Below are 14,881 nucleotides of genomic sequence, written 5' to 3'. Positions count from 1 at the left end.
GCCCAATGCCCAATGCCCCATGCCCCATACCCAATGCCCAATGCCCAATGCCCAATGCCCAATGCCCAATGCCCAATGCCCAATGCCCAATTATTAGGATTCATCACCACCTTTGTCGTTGATTTATGTACCTGACGTCAAATCCAGTGCAACAACTGCCCACTTTTAAGCTCAAATTACCATTTGTAAGGGAGAGCAAGGGCCGTTACCAGACTCAGCAACTACTACCAGGATGCCCAAAAATATCTCCATCTCTGCAATTGCGCGAGTATCAGCGACAAGCTATCAATAGCTGGTTTGCTAACAACGGCAGAGGGACGCTAAAAATGGCAACTGGTAGTGGTAAAACAATCACAGCACTAGCGATCGCTTGTGAATTGTACCAACAAATTAACTTACAAGTCTTATTGGTAGTCTGTCCTTACCGCCATCTCGTCACTCAATGGGCGCGAGAATGTGAAAAGTTTAATTTGCAACCTATCTTAGCTTTCGAGAATTTACGCGCTTGGCAAAGTCAACTTTCTACGCAGATTTACAATCTGCGTTCTGGCTCCCAAGGTTTCGTCACGGTGATCACTACCAACTCCACTTTAATTGGAGAGGGATTTCAATCTCAACTCAAATATTTTCCCGCCAAGACTTTAATTATTGGCGATGAGGCCCATAACTTAGGCGCACCCAGGTTAGAAGAAAGTTTACCGCGCCGTGTAGGATTGCGATTGGCTTTATCGGCTACACCAGAAAGGTATTTTGATGACTTTGGTACGCAATCTTTATTTGATTATTTTGGCTCAGTTCTCCAGCCAGAGTTTACTTTGAGGGATGCGATCGCTCAAGGTGCTTTGGTGCATTATCAGTACTATCCAATTTTGGTAGAATTAACTGAGGCAGAAAGTATTGCTTATTTAAAATTAACTAAAAGAATTGGGCGATCGCTATTATATCGGGAACGGGAAAATGGCGAATCGAGGGATTTTGAGAACCATGAAGATTTAAAGCCGTTATTGATGCAACGAGCAAGGTTAATTGGTGCGGCAGAAAATAAATTAAATGCTTTGCGGGATTTAATGACAATTCGCCGCGAAACTACTCATACTCTTTTCTATTGCAGTGATGGTTCACAAGATGCGGGACAACATTCATCCCTACGCCAACTTAAAGCCGTTGCCAAAATTCTCGGAGTAGAATTAGGGTACAAGGTAAGCACCTATACGGCACAAACGTCATTACAAGAACGGGAAATTTTGCAGCATCAATTTGAAAATGGTGAGTTGCAAGGTTTGGTAGCAATTCGCTGTTTAGATGAAGGTGTCGATATTCCGGCAATTCAAACTGCGGTGATTTTATCAAGTTCTGGTAATCCCCGCCAGTTTATCCAGCGACGGGGGAGAGTTTTGCGTCCTCATCCTACTAAAGAACGTGCCACCATATTTGACATGATTGTCTTACCACCAGACTTAGATAGAGAAACTATAGAAGTTGAGCGTAATCTGTTAAAAAAAGAATTGCGTCGCTTTGTCGAATTCGCTGATTTAGCTGATAACGCTGGCGAAGCGAGAATGAAGTTACTGAATTTACAAAAGCGATATGGATTGTTAGATATTTGATCAGTAATTACGGATTTATCTGCTATTTTGCACGTTGATTGTTGTATTTTTTTGTAAAATTTTTGAGGATTTGGAGAAAAGAAGCATTTGATATGGGAGAATAATATTAAGAACTTTACAATTGGATGTAAGCAAAATTTTTAAAGCTATTAACATTCAATTATAAAGTAAATCTTATTAATCTAAATAATAACAGGAAACTCTTTAAAAATAAAGCGTTTTTTGTAAAAAAAAATTAGAAATTTAAAGATATAATTTGTGGAAAATAAAGATAACACTAATAGTAGCTTTAGAGAGGCGATCGCACACATAGAAGCAGTTAAAATATAGAAAATATTTTAAAACTCAAAAATGTCACAACAGGGGAATATCGATGATGTGCAGGAGCCAATAAACAGTGCTCCGTCGGAAGTACGGCAAATTATTGAGCGGGTATGGAAGCTAGAAAAAGGTAGGCTAGATAAGAAGATTAACAGCCATATAAATGATAATATTTTGGACATTGTGAAGGAAGAGGTGCAATGAAGCTGACTTCAATCAAGCTGTGCAACTTTCGCTCCTTTTATCGTATTACACCAGAGATCAGCCTTGCTGGTGGAGATATTTACAACACCACGATTATTCATGGCAATAATGGCTCCGGAAAAACTAGTTTACTAAATGCTTTTACTTGGGTATTATATGAAAAATTTAGTGCAGCGTTTGCATCGATAGAACAGTTAGTAAATAAACGTGCGATCGCAGAAACTCCAAGAGGTCAAGCTGTAGAATGTTGGGTAGAGATTGGCTGGGAACATGAAGGTAAACGTTATCGAGTTAAACGCGTCTGTCGGGGTTATAAAAACGAAAATGACTTTGACGCTGGCAAAACTCAATTAACCATGTGGGTTGGTGCAGATGATGGCAAATGGAATATCCCAAATCAGCAACCAGAAGATATAATTAATCAGATTTTACCTGCTACTTTACATCAATATTTTTTCTTTGACGGAGAACGAATTGAAGAAATAGTCCGTTCTGATAAAAAAGCTGAAATTGCTGAAGCTACAAAAATTTTCTTGGGTGTGGAGGTAATAAACCGTTCTATCAGACATTTGGGAGATGCTAAAAAAACTCTAGAAAATGAGTTAAAAGCTATTGGTGATTCCCAAACCAAACAACTGTTACGACAGCAAGAAAAGATAGAACGAGAGCGGGAACGCATTAACAAACGACAAACTGAAATTAAAGAAGAGTTAGAATATCAACAAACTTTTAAAAAAGAGACAAGTAACCGTTTACGAGAACTAAGTGCTGCTAAGGAATTGCAAGAGAGATGGCAAAATTTAGAATTGCAAAAAGCGGCGAATCAAGAAGAATATAAAAAAACTAAAGAAGCACTGAAAAAAGTGATTTCGGTGCGGGGTTATACTGTTTTATTGTCAGAAACTACATCCCAGTTTCGAGGAATTATTAATGATTTGAAGCAGCGCGGCGAGTTAACCTCTGGAATTTCGCAGGAATTTATCAATGATTTACTCAATTCTCAACGCTGTATTTGTGGTGCAGAGTTACACGAGGGTAATCATTCTCATACTTATGTGAGTACTTGGTTAAATAAAGCAGGTTCTTCGGCGGTAGAAGAAACTGCAATTCGGATGATAGCTCAAGTAGATGAAATTGATAAGCAAGCGATATGTTTTTGGGAAGAAGTTGATAGAGAACAAACTAGAATTAATCAATTAAGGCAAAGCATATCCCAAATTGAAGGCGATTTAGACAATATTCAAGAACGGTTGCGAAAAGATGCTAATGAAGAAATTAGTAGTTTGCAAAAACGGTTAGATGAAATTGAAAGTAAAATTGATGAATTAAATCGAGATCAGGGTGCAAATCAGCAGCAAATTGCTCAACTTACAACTGAAATTGAAGGTTTGAATAAACAAATCGCCAAGCAAAAGCTGAATGAAGATAAGCAAAGTTTAGCACAACGACGAATTAACGCCACTCAAGATGCAATTGAACGGTTAACGGAAGTGAAAAATCGTCAAGAACAACAATTTCGTCTGCAACTAGAAAAGCGAGTACAAGAAATATTCACTGAGATTTCTGTGACTCCATATATTCCTAAAATTAGCGATAAATATGAACTGACATTAGTAGAAAATACCACAGGGATAGAAGCACCAGTAGCAGCTTCCACGGGCGAGAATCAAATTCTCAGTTTATCTTTTATAGCTAGTATTATTGACAAAGTGCGGGAATGGAGTGAGAAGCGAAAAATGATGATGATTCCCGATAGTAGTACTTTCCCAATTGTCATGGATTCAACCTTCGGTAGTTTGGATGAGAATTCGCGGCGACACATTGCGAAGACAATTCCTCAATTAGCGAATCAGTTAATAGTTTTAGTTACTAAGACTCAGTGGCGTGGTGAAGTAGAAGCAGAAATGACAGAGAGAATTGGTAGAGAATATGTGCTTACGTATTATTCATCTAAGCCAGATTGCGAACAAGATTATATTGAGTTAGGTGGAGAAAGATATTCTTTGGTGAAACAAAGTCCGAATGAGTTTGAGTATACTGAAATTATCGCGGTTGAACGTAATGTTTAAAGGATAAAGTTATGGTTGCGAGTCCAGATGCAAAGTATATGACTCCCCAGGAATACCTGGAATGGGAAGAACACCAAGATATTAAATACGAATATATCAATGGTGAAGTATTCGCTATGACTGGGGGCACAATTCCTCATAATGATATAGCTTTCAATTTGGCTTCAGCATTAAAAAGCCACCTTCGGGGGAGTGCGTGTCGTGTCAATATAGCAGACGCAAAAGTAGGTGTATCGGAGAAAGGGCCGTTTCACTACCCGGATGTTGTGGTGAGTTGTCATCCAAGGGACAAACAAGCGATTCAATTTATTCAGTATCCTTGTTTAATTGTCGAGGTTCTTTCCCCAAGTACAGAAGCTTACGATAGAGGCAAAAAATTTCTTCAGTATCGCCGTATTCAGACTTTACAAGAATATGTCCTCATTGATGCTGAAAAAATTAGTTTAGATTGCTTTCGTATAAATGACAAAGGGATTTGGGAATTACATCCTTATGAAGAAGGGGATGAGGTTAATTTAACTAGTGTTGATTTTCGCTTTCCTATTTCTTTGGTTTATGAGGATGTGCAGTTTCCAGCTTAAGTTGAGGGGAAACTAGAGACGGTAGGAGAAAAAATAAAGCCATGCGAGGATGATTAAAAATGAACCTACACGAAAGAGAACAGTTAATTAAAGATATTAACGTACTGCTACATCAAGCTTATGATAGTACTTTAGATGAAATTCACGCACTATTAAAAAGAATCGATGATGTAGACGATGAAGAAGACTTAAAAGCCATTAAAGAAGCTAGGGAAGATATACGCATTAATGGTACTGTTTCTTGGGATGAAATTCAAAACGAAATAAGAAACGAAATAAACAAGGATGTTGCGTGAGTTACGAAGTGGAATTTTCAAGGGGTGCGAAAAAGCAGTTTAGGAAACTACCTATAGACGTACAACAGCGCATACAAACTAAAATCAACGAGTTGGCAATAGAACCGCGTCCAAACGGGGTAAAAAAATTACAAGCTGGTGATAATTCATATCGGATTCGAGTAGGAGATTATCGAGTTGTTTATGAAGTAGATGATGATGTTTTGATAGTAACTGTAATTAAAGTAGGACATCGTAGCGGAATTTATAAAGATGAAAGTTAAGGAGATGAAGTTCATTTAACTAGTGTTGATTTTCACTTTCCTATTTCTTTTGTTTATGAGGATGTTCAATTGTCAATATAAGTTTAGGAGAAACGAACCGCCTTCTCTACGAGAGGCTTCCGCCAACGCGTAGCGTCTCGTAGAGAAGGCGCAGAGGACGCAGAGAGAAGAGAAGATGTAAAATTTAAATTATCCTTAACTCATTAGAAGATGTTTTATGAGTATTAAAACTGAGGCAACTATTGAAGATTTGTACCATTTACCTGACAATTGTAAAGCAGAGATTGTCAATGGGAAATTGGTGCTGATGTCTCCAACTGGATTTTTACCAGGGCGTGCGGGTGGTGAAATTTATGCAAGTCTACGGGATTATGAACGTCTGACAAAAAGTGGTTATGCTTTACCTGATAATGTCGGTTTTATTGTCAATCTCCCTAATCGCCGTTCTTTAAGTCCTGATGCTGCATTTTATACTGGTAAACCTACAGGCGGAAAGTTTCTTAATGGTGTGCCTGTGTTTGCTGCTGAGGTAAGAAGTGAAAATGATTACGGTGATAAGGCTGAGAAAGATATGGCTAGTAAACGCCGTGATTATTTTGCGGCTGGTACTTTGGTAGTTTGGGATGTAGATGTACTTAAAGAAGAAGTTATTAGAGTATATCGTGCTAGTAATCCTGAAGAACCGCAAGTATATTGCCGTGGTGAGGTGGCTGAAGCTGAACCCGCAGTACCAGGATGGACTATGTTGGTGGATAATTTGTTTGTTTAGCGATCGCTCACACAATTAGTATAAAAGAATCCAGTAAATGTGCGTTGACGTAGCCAGCCGTAGGCATCGCTTTTAACTTTCGGTTAAAATAGCAACAATGTAAATATTAAAACAATGGCTGCAAATAGAATCAGGGTTGCTAAAGATAAGGCTGAGTTGGTGAAATCTCTAGTCGCATCAAAAGACACAACTGGGCCTTTTCAAACTTATGTAGAAGTTATGGTGTTTGCAGCAGCATTGGGCGTTAAATATAAAAAGCGCGTTCCTTTAGACATAATTTCTAAAGATTTATCCCCACTGCGACAAGATTATTTTACTAGCAGCTTCACTCTGTTAATTAATTTATTGGCTATCACTCAAACAGAAAATATTAAGATTATAGGTGATGATAATGTAGCTGACGAGCAACGTATTTATATTTTTGAAGAGTATGCTAATGGTGGTTTAGAAATTATACAAAATGAACTGCGTGGAGCAGTAGACTATTCAGAGCGACTTTTATTGATTCTTAGTTATGAAAGAACGAATACAGAGCAGCAAGAAGAGGAATTTGATCTAACCAAATTCCTATCTTAAATTATCCTGTGTTAAAAGTTAAGAAAAGTTAACTTTAATAGACTTTATATTTCTATTCAGAATCAAGTTCATCCTCATTCTTCTGATATTTGCAGAAGTGAAGATTGAGTATTTAATTCTGGTAAACCAATAGCGAGTATAGCAGAAAACCTGTCTCGAACCATCTCTTCTTCTTGTTGAGAGAGTATTTATAAAGTAAAAAAGTTAAAAACTCCTAACTCCTCATTGGTGTTACAAAAGGCCGATCATGTGCAACAAACCTTGACCGGTAATTAGCTCAATTATCAAAGCAATAAAGCCCAGCATGGCAATACGACCATTCCATACTTCAGCACTAGTAGTTAGACCCCATTCCCAACGCTCTTGGGGGTACATTTTCACCATTTTCTTCATTTGGGCGGCTTGGGAAAGTTTGAAACTGGGGTTTTTCAGCGCATCAATCACTAAGTCTGCTAATGCATGAATAAATACTGGATGGGTATTGGGAGCAGGTACGCGACGGAAATTGTGAATTCCTGATTCTTCAGCTACTTCTCGATACTCAATATCAATTTCTTGTAGTGTCTCGATATGTTCTGAGACAAAACTGATAGGGACGACAACCAAATCCTTCACGCCTTGTGCGCCTAGTTCTTTAAGGGCATCCTCGGTATAGGGTTGGAGCCATTCTACTGGGCCAACGCGACTTTGGTAAGCTAAGGTGTGGACATTGGGTCGATTGAGGGTCTGCATGATCAGAGCAGTACATTCCTCAATTTCTTGCTGGTAGGGGTCGCCTGCTTCTTCAACGTAGCTTTTGGGAACGCCGTGAGCGCTGAAAAAGATATGAACCTGATCAGGATTAGGAAACTGATTGATTTCCTGGGCTACGAGTTCCGCCATAGCTTGTAAATAACCTGGTTGCTTATACCAGGAAGGAATGACGGTGTATTCAATGCGTTGAAGTTTGGGGTCTTCTTGCCAAAGCTTTTCTAAAAGCCGAAAGCTAGAACCACTAGTACTAATGGAAAATTGGGGGTACAGCGGCAGAATCACCAGACGTTCGATGTTATCTTGGGTAAGTTGAGCGATCGCTTCTTCGGTATAGGGATGCCAATAACGCATTCCCACGTAAATCTTGGCTTCTTGCCCCAAATCACCCAACTGTTCTTTTAAAGCTTCGCCTTGGGCTTCTGTGATCCTTCGCAGTGGCGAACCGCCGCCGATTTGTTTATAGTTTTCTTGGGATGTTTTGGTTCGCCGCGAGGCAATGAACCAAGCTAAGGGTTTTTGCAACCAGCGAAACGGTAGGCGAATAATCTCCGGATCGGAAAATAGGTTATACAAAAACGGCCCGACATCCTCTAATTTGTCGGGGCCACCGAGATTGAGTAATAAGACGCCTACACGACCCATAGCAATTATTTTCCCCAAATCTTATCAGCTTTTTTACTAATGTTAATAATATATCTTTATTAAATAAAGTTAAACGGGGGACAAGATGTAATGGCAACTATTTTAAGGGATTGGAGTTACCAATATCAGTGGCTATATGATGCAATTTCGCGTTTAGCAGCCTCAATTGTAGGTGGTGAAGCTCGTTTTCGGGAACTAGCTTTACAAGGCTTAACGATTCACTCAGATACTCATATTTTAGATTTATGCTGCGGTAGTGGGCAAGCGACGCAATTTTTAGTGAAATATTCTCAAAATGTAACAGGACTGGATGCTTCACCCAAGTCTTTGCAGCGATCGCAGCAGAATGTACCAGAAGCTAACTATGTGGAAGCTTTTGCGGAGGAAATGCCATTTGCAGATTATCTATTTGATGTGGTACATACCAGCACTGCACTACACGAGATGGAACCTGAGCAATTGCGAAAAATTATTAAAGAGGTTTATCGGGTATTGAAGCCAGGAGGGATATTTGTGTTAGTGGATTTTCATGCTCCCACTAATCCTGTCTTTTGGCCTGGATTATCACTGTTTTTGCTATTGTTTGAAACAGAAACGGCTTGGCAGTTGTTGAAAACTGATTTAGCTCAATTGTTAACTAACACTGGGTTTGAGGTAGATAAATCAACTTTGTATGCAGGTGGAAGTCTGCAAGTGATACAAGCGCGTAAATAAATCGCTTCATTAGGTTAAGGCTAAATAGAAAAAGATAAGAGTCAGGAGCCAGAAGTTAGTTAGAGGATGTTTGAAAAGTCTAATTTATTACTCGCCGGGCGACTAGAAGTCGCGGCTATACAAACAAAACCCACCTCCGTGGGTTAAAAACTTTGATTTTGTATTAGTCCACGCAGGTGGACTTAGTTTGTGTAGTAGCGAATTCTATTCGCCCAATACTTTTCAAACAACCTCTTAACAGACATTTGTCATTAATTATTCTCTCCCTCACTCCTCCACTCCCCGCATCGCCAACAACGCCGTTCCGTAAGCGGCCTCTGTATAAACCGACGCTCCTACAGGAACTTGCAAGTGACGTGCTCTAATTACAGTCCAAGTGTCATTTGCCGCGCCACCCCCAGCAGTATAAACACGGCTCAATTTGTCAGCGCCCATTTTTTGCAATAATTCATACCCTCGTGTCTCTATACGGGCGATGCTTTCGAGCAAGCCATGCAGAAATTTAATGGGATTATCTGGGCGTGGTTCCAATCGTGGTGGTAGATTGGGGTCGTTAATTGGAAAGCGATCGCCTACTTTCAATAATGGATAATAATCTAGCTCGCTGGCTTTTGATCCATCAATTTCACGGCTAAGACTTTCTAATTCAGCGCCGGTGAACAATTTCCCAAGCACTGCACCTCCAGTATTAGAAGCACCACCAGTTAGCCATAAATCACCCAATCGATGACTGTAAATTCCATATCGCGCATCTTCTATGCGAGTATGACTCAAAAGTTTTAGTACTAAGGTTGAGCCGAGGGAAGTTACTGCTTCACCAGGCAATTTTGCACCACTGGCTAAAAAAGCGGCAATACTATCAGTCGTACCAGCACATACTTGGCAATCATGACGCAAACCAAATTTAGTTGCAATTTCAGGGCGCACTTCAATAATTGGAGTCCCAGGAGGTAAAACTTTGGGTAGCTGAATTGATATTTGCATTTTTTCCAGCCATTGTGGGTATTTTAACTGTTCCACGTCATAACCCAGCTTTAAAGCATTGTGGTAGTCACTAATACCTAAACAACCATGCAAAATAAACGCCAGCCAGTCAGCTTGATGTAGAAAATATTTAGCTTTGCGGAAAGAGGGTAATTGCCTCATCCACAAAAGTTTGACAAGGCTGGAGGTAGCGCTCAACACGTTATGATTGGGGGGTGCTAAATTCTTCAGCTGCTCTAGCATAGATGATCCCCGCGCATCGTTGTACAATAGTGGCGCATCTACAGGTTTACCAGCAGCATCACATATCAATACTGTGGAGGATGTACCATTAATTGCGATCGCTCTGATTTCTCGCCGCAATTCTTCTGGTATTTGCTCTAAAAGCTCAAATAAAGCTTTTTGCCAAATATCTGGCATTTCACAGACAAGTGAATCCTCAAAAGCATAACGTACCTCAATCTGGATACAAGCTTCATCGTCAACCACTATTGCGCGTGCGCCAGACGTACCGAAGTCGATACCCAGATAAAAATCCATAAATTTAATAAATATGCTAATAAATGATAACTAGTGCATCGAGGCTAAATAGCTGCTTTTGTTGCATCTTGTAACAAGATATTCCACAATCTTGGCAAAACAAGGAAAAGTAGTAAACGAACTGTTCAAAATCTATTCAGGTTAGGAGGTTTGAAACCATGCCTATCTTAGATACTCTGTACCTCGCTCAAGTGTCATCTATCTCCGATACTCAAGTGTACATCGCTCTAGTTGTAGCTCTGATCCCAGGAGTTCTAGCTTGGCGGTTAGCTACAGAACTTTACAAATAACGCTCAATGTAAAACGGTTATAAAAAACTCCACGCCACTCGCGGGATGGAGTTTTTGGGTATAGGGAAGAAGTTACCAATTTCCTATGCCATTCGCCCCAAGCGGCGGGGCGGCTATCCCTCTAAACACACCTGGGAATGGAGTTTTCTGCCGCTTTCAATAAAACCAATCATCCTGGCAGTACGGGGTGCATCCAGATACTTGCGGCTTTGTGTCATAAGTTATTCTGGAAAACTTGCACGTACGTAAGCCAGGTTCTTTTTTTATCATGCAATACGTGTAGCAATTTCCCAAAAATGAAGTAATATGGCTGCTAAATCAAGCAGTAATTAGTGCCAGGGTGCTTTTTACCGTGCTTCCCTTCACTCAGCGAGGCTTTTCTCAGCATCATGAACGCGATTCAACCGTCCAGACCCCCGCTAAAACCCATACAAAAACGCCGGGTTGTTCCTCGACCAAAGCGGCACCTTCGTCAACGTTCTTACCAGGTGATGGCACTGGAAGGCACAGCAAAGATAGCGGTTAACCTTGTAATTACATCAGCAGCAGTATCTGCTTTAGTGCAACTTTTACCTCATCACTGGTTACAGCAAGAGAAGTTGCGAGAAATGCAGACTGAAGTCAAGCTGATGGAAGGACGTGTCAATAGTTTACAGGTACAATTTAGCCGTAACTTTGATCCGCGGCAAGCTAAAAGTATTATGCAAGAACAGAGCTACCGTTTTGATCCTAACCAGCGTCGGATCGCTTTTCCCAAAGAGACGACAGAAGTTGAATCAACAGAGTCATCACCCTAAAGAAAATATTGAATTTGAAATTTGGATTTGAGATGATCTAGGTTCGTGTGATTCTGAATATTGAATTCCCTAAAGGGGTTAATCTACCAATTAAAATGCTGAGGAGATAGCAGCTCGTTGAGCCAATTTTCGAGTTGTAAACGCAAGCGATAACTAGTAATATCCTTGCTGCTGTCGAGCAAGGACAGTTGAGTAAGGGCACGTTGATAATCAGCGATCGCACAATTCCAGTCACCCCAAAGATGATAAGTTCTGCCGCGTTCAGCCCAAATATGATCTTCTAGTTGAGCAAAAAGTAGTGCTATCTCAAAATTCTCAATCGCCTCTTCGTATTGCCCTAAGTCACGTAAGGTAATGCCTCGGTTAATCCACGCCCTAACATGGCTAGGATTCAAATTAATTGCTTGATCGTAGTCGGCGATCGCTGCTGCTAATTCCCCACAAGCTGCGTAGTAATTTGCCCGATTATTATAAGCACTAGCCAGCTTCGGATTAAGCTGTAGTGCAGTATTATAATCCCAAAATGCTTTTTGCATTTCCCCACTTTGAAAATAAATCAGCCCACGGTTGTTGTAATCAACGGCGTTGTGGGGACGACGGTGAATTAGTTGGTTTAAGAGTGCGATCGCCTCAGTATAATCTCCTTGCTGAGCCGTCCTCAAAGCACGAGAGCGTAGATAGCTGTCTCCCAAAGTAGATTCGCTACTACTGTTGACCCCATGCTTTTGAGTATTAACTGTACTATTTATAACAAATTTATAATGGTCACTTTGCGGGTTACCAGAAGCTAAAAATGAGTGATTATTCATATTATCTTGCCTGATTTGCCTACTCTGTGAAATCAAACAGTAGTTTTTGTCCTACTGGTGGTTTTGCCACTATCTCCAACTTATAAAGTATTTATCAGTACATAAAATCTATCTTAATACGGAGTTTAACCTGTTTAGAGTAGTGGAAGTCTTGGACTGACATAAATAATTAATCCTACAACTGAGTAATGGATACTTCATCCCCAAGTTGAATTCCAGAAATAGCAAATATCAATCCCAAAGACTAGTCCATAAGTAAGAGCGACAACTTGGTAGAATGCCAACAAGCCGTTCATTAAAGATTGAAAATAGAACACCCTCTAAGCTTTTTGGCAACTTTTGCGTAAGTCCTGTTCTTATAGAGAAGGAAGTACAACTCTGGGAACCTACTGAGTTCTAAACCCTGAAAGCCATTGCTAGGACTTCTGTGTGCAACGCACTGGCTCTCCAGTCGCTGGATTCAATTTTTGAAGTTTTGAGAATTTTTCTGATGACAACTACAATTGATTACCCCAACGCCCCCGATTTAGCAACTGATGATTATGTTGTAATCGGCTTGGCAACCTGCTTCGTCAAGGAAGATGGAGAAGTTCATCAAATCGAAGTTATAGAACCTATACCCTCCGCAGCTTTAGAAGCACTGGTAAAAGGCATTCCTACGTCCTATAAGCTGGCTAGTGCAACAACTTTGGGATCTGTGCTAAATAGCGATACATTGGGGTTGCCAGATGGCTTTCCAGAGTCGGCTCAGTTCGGCGAGGAATTTGTGGAACGAGCGTTTGCAGCAGCCCGTACCTACAAACGTCGTGAATCAGCAAAATCTCTGATTCCCTTGGGCACAACATACACGGATTTGAAATATTCTATTGACCGCAAGCGGGTACTAAATGCTGCTAGAGTTGTTACCAAAGAAGATAACATTAAGCAGCATTCCCACACTCACAAAGTTCTTTAATCCTAGGTAATTATGCTGAAACTCTATGGAGGCGCTCTTAGTCGAGCCTCAATTGTTCAATGGTATTTAGAGGAACTAGAAGTTACCTACGAATTTGTCAAGCTCGATTTGCAGGCTGGTGAACATCGACAACCTGAGTATTTGGCAATTAACCCAATTGGTAAAGTTCCAGCAATTGTTGATGGGGACTTTAAACTTTGGGAATCAGGGGCAATTTTGTTGTACCTTGCCGATAAGTATGGCAAAACTTCACTTGCGCCAGAGGAGCGTGCTGTATTTTCTCAGTGGGTATTGTTTGCCAATGCTAGCCTCGGCCCAGGGATTTTTATGGAAGGAAATCGGGAGCGGGAAATGCCCATCTTATTGACTCCGTTAAATGAGATTCTCAAAGAGCAACCTTTCTTATTGGGCAATGAATTCACTGTTGTTGATGTGGCAGTGGGGGCTATTCTGAGTTATATTCCCATCATGCTGAAGCTAGACCTCAGTGCCTACCCAGCGGTGTTGAACTATATCAAGCGAATGTCTGAGCGTCCGGCATTTCAAAAGAGTATTGGTGCAAGAGCTTAATTAATTGACTGCAAATTAGCAGATGGTGGGCAATGCCCACCATACCAATCTTTTAACGGTAATTGGTAAATTGCAAAGCAACAGGGTAGTCTTCTTGCTTCAGCCGCTGGATGACAGTTTGTAAGTCATCTTTATCTTTGGCAGAAACCCGCACAACATCGCCTTGAATTGAGGCTTGTATCTTTTTGAATTCGTCGCGAATCAATTTCGAGATTTGCTTGGCAATTTCCTGGCTAATACCTTTTTTGAGTTTGATTTCTTGACGCACGCGATTACCGCTGGCTGATTCAACTTTGCCAAAATCGAAGATTTTTTGGGACAGATTGCGCTTGGCAGCTTTTTCCCGCAGGATGGTGTGGACAGACTCTAAGGTAAACTCACTGTCGGTGCTAACATTAATGCTTTGTTCGACTAACTCGACAGTAGTTTTAGTATCTTTGAGGTCGTAACGGCTTTTAATGTCACGCGCAACTTGGTCAACAGCGTTAACCAATTCTTGTTGGTCAAAGTCGCTCACAATGTCAAAGGAATAAGTAGAAGCCATAGCAAATGTTGGATTATTTTAGATGTTGGATTTTGAATAGGGACTAGGAAACGCTATAAGAATAATTCCATTCCCCATTGCCCCTTCGCCCCTAATCCCCAAAGGGGGCCCCGAGTTCCCCAGAGGGGGCCCCGAATTCCCCATTCCCAATTATCTAGTGGCTTGGATGATGCTCAGGAAAATGAGAGTGCCAGAGCTAAGGGAGCCGATGGCAAACATGAGCGATCGCAAAAGGGGTATATTCACAATATAAAAAATCGAGTATAACAAACGAGCCACAATAAAGGCGATCGCAGCCACTGCCGCTGTAGGAGAATTTACACTCGTTACATAAGCCATCAATGCAGCTGCGGCAAAAATCATAAATGCTTCAAAAGAGTTCTGATGTGCCCAAGTAGCTCGTTGGGCGTATGGTGGCAATTTATCAAACATGGCGCGAGGCGCAGAGATATCATACCCAACACGCACACGGGCATAACCTACTACCAAAAATGGTAAGTATATCAAAACGACAGCAGCAGCAATAGAATACAAAAAAATTATCATTAGTTATTAGTCATTGGTTATTAGTCATTAGTCATTGTCATTGGTCAAACA

General features: G+C 40.6%; 18 protein-coding genes. 13 read left to right on the top strand and 5 right to left on the bottom strand.

Annotation, left to right across the window (positions count from 1 at the left end):
• Window positions 1-125 precede the first annotated feature (125 nt).
• From IQ246_RS17130 to IQ246_RS17095, 8 genes are all read left to right on the top strand, one after another.
• Window positions 126-1,607, top strand: coding sequence for a DNA phosphorothioation system restriction enzyme (locus tag IQ246_RS17130; RefSeq protein WP_194004556.1), 1,482 nt, complete (start codon window positions 126-128; stop codon window positions 1,605-1,607).
• A gap of 351 nt (window positions 1,608-1,958) precedes the next feature.
• A complete protein-coding gene (locus IQ246_RS17125) occupies window positions 1,959-2,132 on the top strand; it encodes a hypothetical protein (RefSeq protein WP_194004555.1) in 174 nt (57 codons plus the stop codon).
• On the top strand, window positions 2,129-4,201 hold the full coding sequence (locus IQ246_RS17120) for an AAA family ATPase (protein ID WP_194004554.1): 2,073 nt from the start codon (window positions 2,129-2,131) through the stop codon (window positions 4,199-4,201). Before IQ246_RS17125 ends, IQ246_RS17120 begins: the two co-directional genes overlap by 4 nt.
• Before the next feature lie 11 nt (window positions 4,202-4,212).
• The gene (locus IQ246_RS17115) at window positions 4,213-4,782 is read left to right on the top strand and encodes a Uma2 family endonuclease (RefSeq protein WP_194004553.1); all 570 of its coding nucleotides are present in this window, start codon (window positions 4,213-4,215) and stop codon (window positions 4,780-4,782) included.
• Window positions 4,783-4,841: 59 nt separating this feature from the next.
• Window positions 4,842-5,078 carry a hypothetical protein gene (locus IQ246_RS17110; RefSeq protein WP_194004552.1) on the top strand — a complete coding sequence of 79 codons (237 nt, stop codon included), beginning with the start codon at window positions 4,842-4,844 and terminating at the stop codon, window positions 5,076-5,078.
• On the top strand, window positions 5,075-5,341 hold the full coding sequence (locus tag IQ246_RS17105) for a type II toxin-antitoxin system RelE/ParE family toxin (protein ID WP_194004551.1): 267 nt from the start codon (window positions 5,075-5,077) through the stop codon (window positions 5,339-5,341). Before IQ246_RS17110 ends, IQ246_RS17105 begins: the two co-directional genes overlap by 4 nt.
• Before the next feature lie 217 nt (window positions 5,342-5,558).
• Window positions 5,559-6,110 (top strand): Uma2 family endonuclease, encoded by a 552-nt coding sequence (locus tag IQ246_RS17100; RefSeq protein WP_194004550.1) that lies wholly within the window; start codon window positions 5,559-5,561, stop codon window positions 6,108-6,110.
• Window positions 6,111-6,224: 114 nt separating this feature from the next.
• Window positions 6,225-6,686, top strand: coding sequence for a DNA phosphorothioation-associated protein 4 (locus IQ246_RS17095; RefSeq protein WP_194004549.1), 462 nt, complete (start codon window positions 6,225-6,227; stop codon window positions 6,684-6,686).
• Window positions 6,687-6,917: 231 nt separating this feature from the next.
• Here IQ246_RS17095 and hemH read toward each other — a convergent pair whose 3' ends face one another.
• The gene (gene hemH, locus IQ246_RS17090; RefSeq protein WP_194004548.1) at window positions 6,918-8,081 is read right to left on the bottom strand and encodes a ferrochelatase; all 1,164 of its coding nucleotides are present in this window, start codon (window positions 8,079-8,081) and stop codon (window positions 6,918-6,920) included.
• A gap of 90 nt (window positions 8,082-8,171) precedes the next feature.
• Here hemH and IQ246_RS17085 point away from each other — a divergent pair, with 90 nt between their 5' ends.
• Window positions 8,172-8,795 (top strand): class I SAM-dependent methyltransferase, encoded by a 624-nt coding sequence (locus tag IQ246_RS17085; RefSeq protein WP_194004547.1) that lies wholly within the window; start codon window positions 8,172-8,174, stop codon window positions 8,793-8,795.
• 267 nt (window positions 8,796-9,062) lie between these two features.
• Here the strand turns inward: IQ246_RS17085 and IQ246_RS17080 are convergent, their stop codons facing one another.
• Window positions 9,063-10,319: an FGGY-family carbohydrate kinase gene (locus tag IQ246_RS17080; RefSeq protein WP_194004546.1), complete on the bottom strand. Its 1,257-nt coding sequence runs from the start codon at window positions 10,317-10,319 to the stop codon at window positions 9,063-9,065.
• 158 nt (window positions 10,320-10,477) lie between these two features.
• Here IQ246_RS17080 and psaM point away from each other — a divergent pair, with 158 nt between their 5' ends.
• Entirely contained in the window at window positions 10,478-10,609 is a 132-nt protein-coding gene (psaM, locus tag IQ246_RS17075) for a photosystem I reaction center subunit XII (protein WP_096538979.1), read from the top strand.
• Between the two features lie 389 nt (window positions 10,610-10,998).
• Complete coding sequence (locus IQ246_RS17070) at window positions 10,999-11,406, top strand: hypothetical protein (RefSeq protein WP_194004545.1); 408 nt, start codon at window positions 10,999-11,001, stop codon at window positions 11,404-11,406.
• Window positions 11,407-11,489: 83 nt separating this feature from the next.
• Here the strand turns inward: IQ246_RS17070 and IQ246_RS17065 are convergent, their stop codons facing one another.
• Window positions 11,490-12,215 carry a tetratricopeptide repeat protein gene (locus tag IQ246_RS17065; protein WP_194004544.1) on the bottom strand — a complete coding sequence of 242 codons (726 nt, stop codon included), beginning with the start codon at window positions 12,213-12,215 and terminating at the stop codon, window positions 11,490-11,492.
• 490 nt (window positions 12,216-12,705) lie between these two features.
• Between IQ246_RS17065 and IQ246_RS17060 the strand changes: the two genes are divergently transcribed.
• The gene (locus IQ246_RS17060) at window positions 12,706-13,170 is read left to right on the top strand and encodes a hypothetical protein (protein ID WP_194004543.1); all 465 of its coding nucleotides are present in this window, start codon (window positions 12,706-12,708) and stop codon (window positions 13,168-13,170) included.
• Between the two features lie 12 nt (window positions 13,171-13,182).
• On the top strand, window positions 13,183-13,740 hold the full coding sequence (locus IQ246_RS17055) for a glutathione S-transferase family protein (protein ID WP_194004542.1): 558 nt from the start codon (window positions 13,183-13,185) through the stop codon (window positions 13,738-13,740).
• 52 nt (window positions 13,741-13,792) lie between these two features.
• Here IQ246_RS17055 and IQ246_RS17050 read toward each other — a convergent pair whose 3' ends face one another.
• Window positions 13,793-14,284 carry a YajQ family cyclic di-GMP-binding protein gene (locus IQ246_RS17050; protein ID WP_194004541.1) on the bottom strand — a complete coding sequence of 164 codons (492 nt, stop codon included), beginning with the start codon at window positions 14,282-14,284 and terminating at the stop codon, window positions 13,793-13,795.
• Window positions 14,285-14,434: 150 nt separating this feature from the next.
• Window positions 14,435-14,830 carry an MAPEG family protein gene (locus tag IQ246_RS17045; RefSeq protein ID WP_194004540.1) on the bottom strand — a complete coding sequence of 132 codons (396 nt, stop codon included), beginning with the start codon at window positions 14,828-14,830 and terminating at the stop codon, window positions 14,435-14,437.
• Window positions 14,831-14,881: the final 51 nt, after the last annotated feature.

The sequence above is a fragment of the aff. Roholtiella sp. LEGE 12411 genome (assembly GCF_015206995.1).
Lineage (GTDB): Bacteria > Cyanobacteriota > Cyanobacteriia > Cyanobacteriales > Nostocaceae > Komarekiella.
Note: the sequence above shows the minus strand (reverse complement) of the source record. Positions and strands in the feature narration are given on the sequence as shown.

Bases quoted from the DNA above. Each gene is read 5' to 3' on its own strand.
- hemH (WP_194004548.1), bottom strand. From the start codon at position 8,081: ATGGGTCGTGTAGGCGTCTTATTACTCAATCTCGGTGGCCCCGACAAA.
- IQ246_RS17045 (WP_194004540.1), bottom strand. From the start codon at position 14,830: ATGATAATTTTTTTGTATTCTATTGCTGCTGCTGTCGTTTTGATATAC.
- IQ246_RS17130 (WP_194004556.1), top strand. From the start codon at position 126: ATGTACCTGACGTCAAATCCAGTGCAACAACTGCCCACTTTTAAGCTC.
- IQ246_RS17110 (WP_194004552.1), top strand. From the start codon at position 4,842: ATGAACCTACACGAAAGAGAACAGTTAATTAAAGATATTAACGTACTG.
- IQ246_RS17100 (WP_194004550.1), top strand. From the start codon at position 5,559: ATGAGTATTAAAACTGAGGCAACTATTGAAGATTTGTACCATTTACCT.
- IQ246_RS17050 (WP_194004541.1), bottom strand. From the start codon at position 14,284: ATGGCTTCTACTTATTCCTTTGACATTGTGAGCGACTTTGACCAACAA.
- IQ246_RS17085 (WP_194004547.1), top strand. From the start codon at position 8,172: ATGGCAACTATTTTAAGGGATTGGAGTTACCAATATCAGTGGCTATAT.
- IQ246_RS17120 (WP_194004554.1), top strand. From the start codon at position 2,129: ATGAAGCTGACTTCAATCAAGCTGTGCAACTTTCGCTCCTTTTATCGT.
- IQ246_RS17125 (WP_194004555.1), top strand. From the start codon at position 1,959: ATGTCACAACAGGGGAATATCGATGATGTGCAGGAGCCAATAAACAGT.
- IQ246_RS17055 (WP_194004542.1), top strand. From the start codon at position 13,183: ATGCTGAAACTCTATGGAGGCGCTCTTAGTCGAGCCTCAATTGTTCAA.
- IQ246_RS17060 (WP_194004543.1), top strand. From the start codon at position 12,706: ATGACAACTACAATTGATTACCCCAACGCCCCCGATTTAGCAACTGAT.
- IQ246_RS17115 (WP_194004553.1), top strand. From the start codon at position 4,213: ATGGTTGCGAGTCCAGATGCAAAGTATATGACTCCCCAGGAATACCTG.
- IQ246_RS17095 (WP_194004549.1), top strand. From the start codon at position 6,225: ATGGCTGCAAATAGAATCAGGGTTGCTAAAGATAAGGCTGAGTTGGTG.
- IQ246_RS17080 (WP_194004546.1), bottom strand. From the start codon at position 10,319: ATGGATTTTTATCTGGGTATCGACTTCGGTACGTCTGGCGCACGCGCA.
- IQ246_RS17070 (WP_194004545.1), top strand. From the start codon at position 10,999: ATGAACGCGATTCAACCGTCCAGACCCCCGCTAAAACCCATACAAAAA.
- IQ246_RS17065 (WP_194004544.1), bottom strand. From the start codon at position 12,215: ATGAATAATCACTCATTTTTAGCTTCTGGTAACCCGCAAAGTGACCAT.
- psaM (WP_096538979.1), top strand. From the start codon at position 10,478: ATGCCTATCTTAGATACTCTGTACCTCGCTCAAGTGTCATCTATCTCC.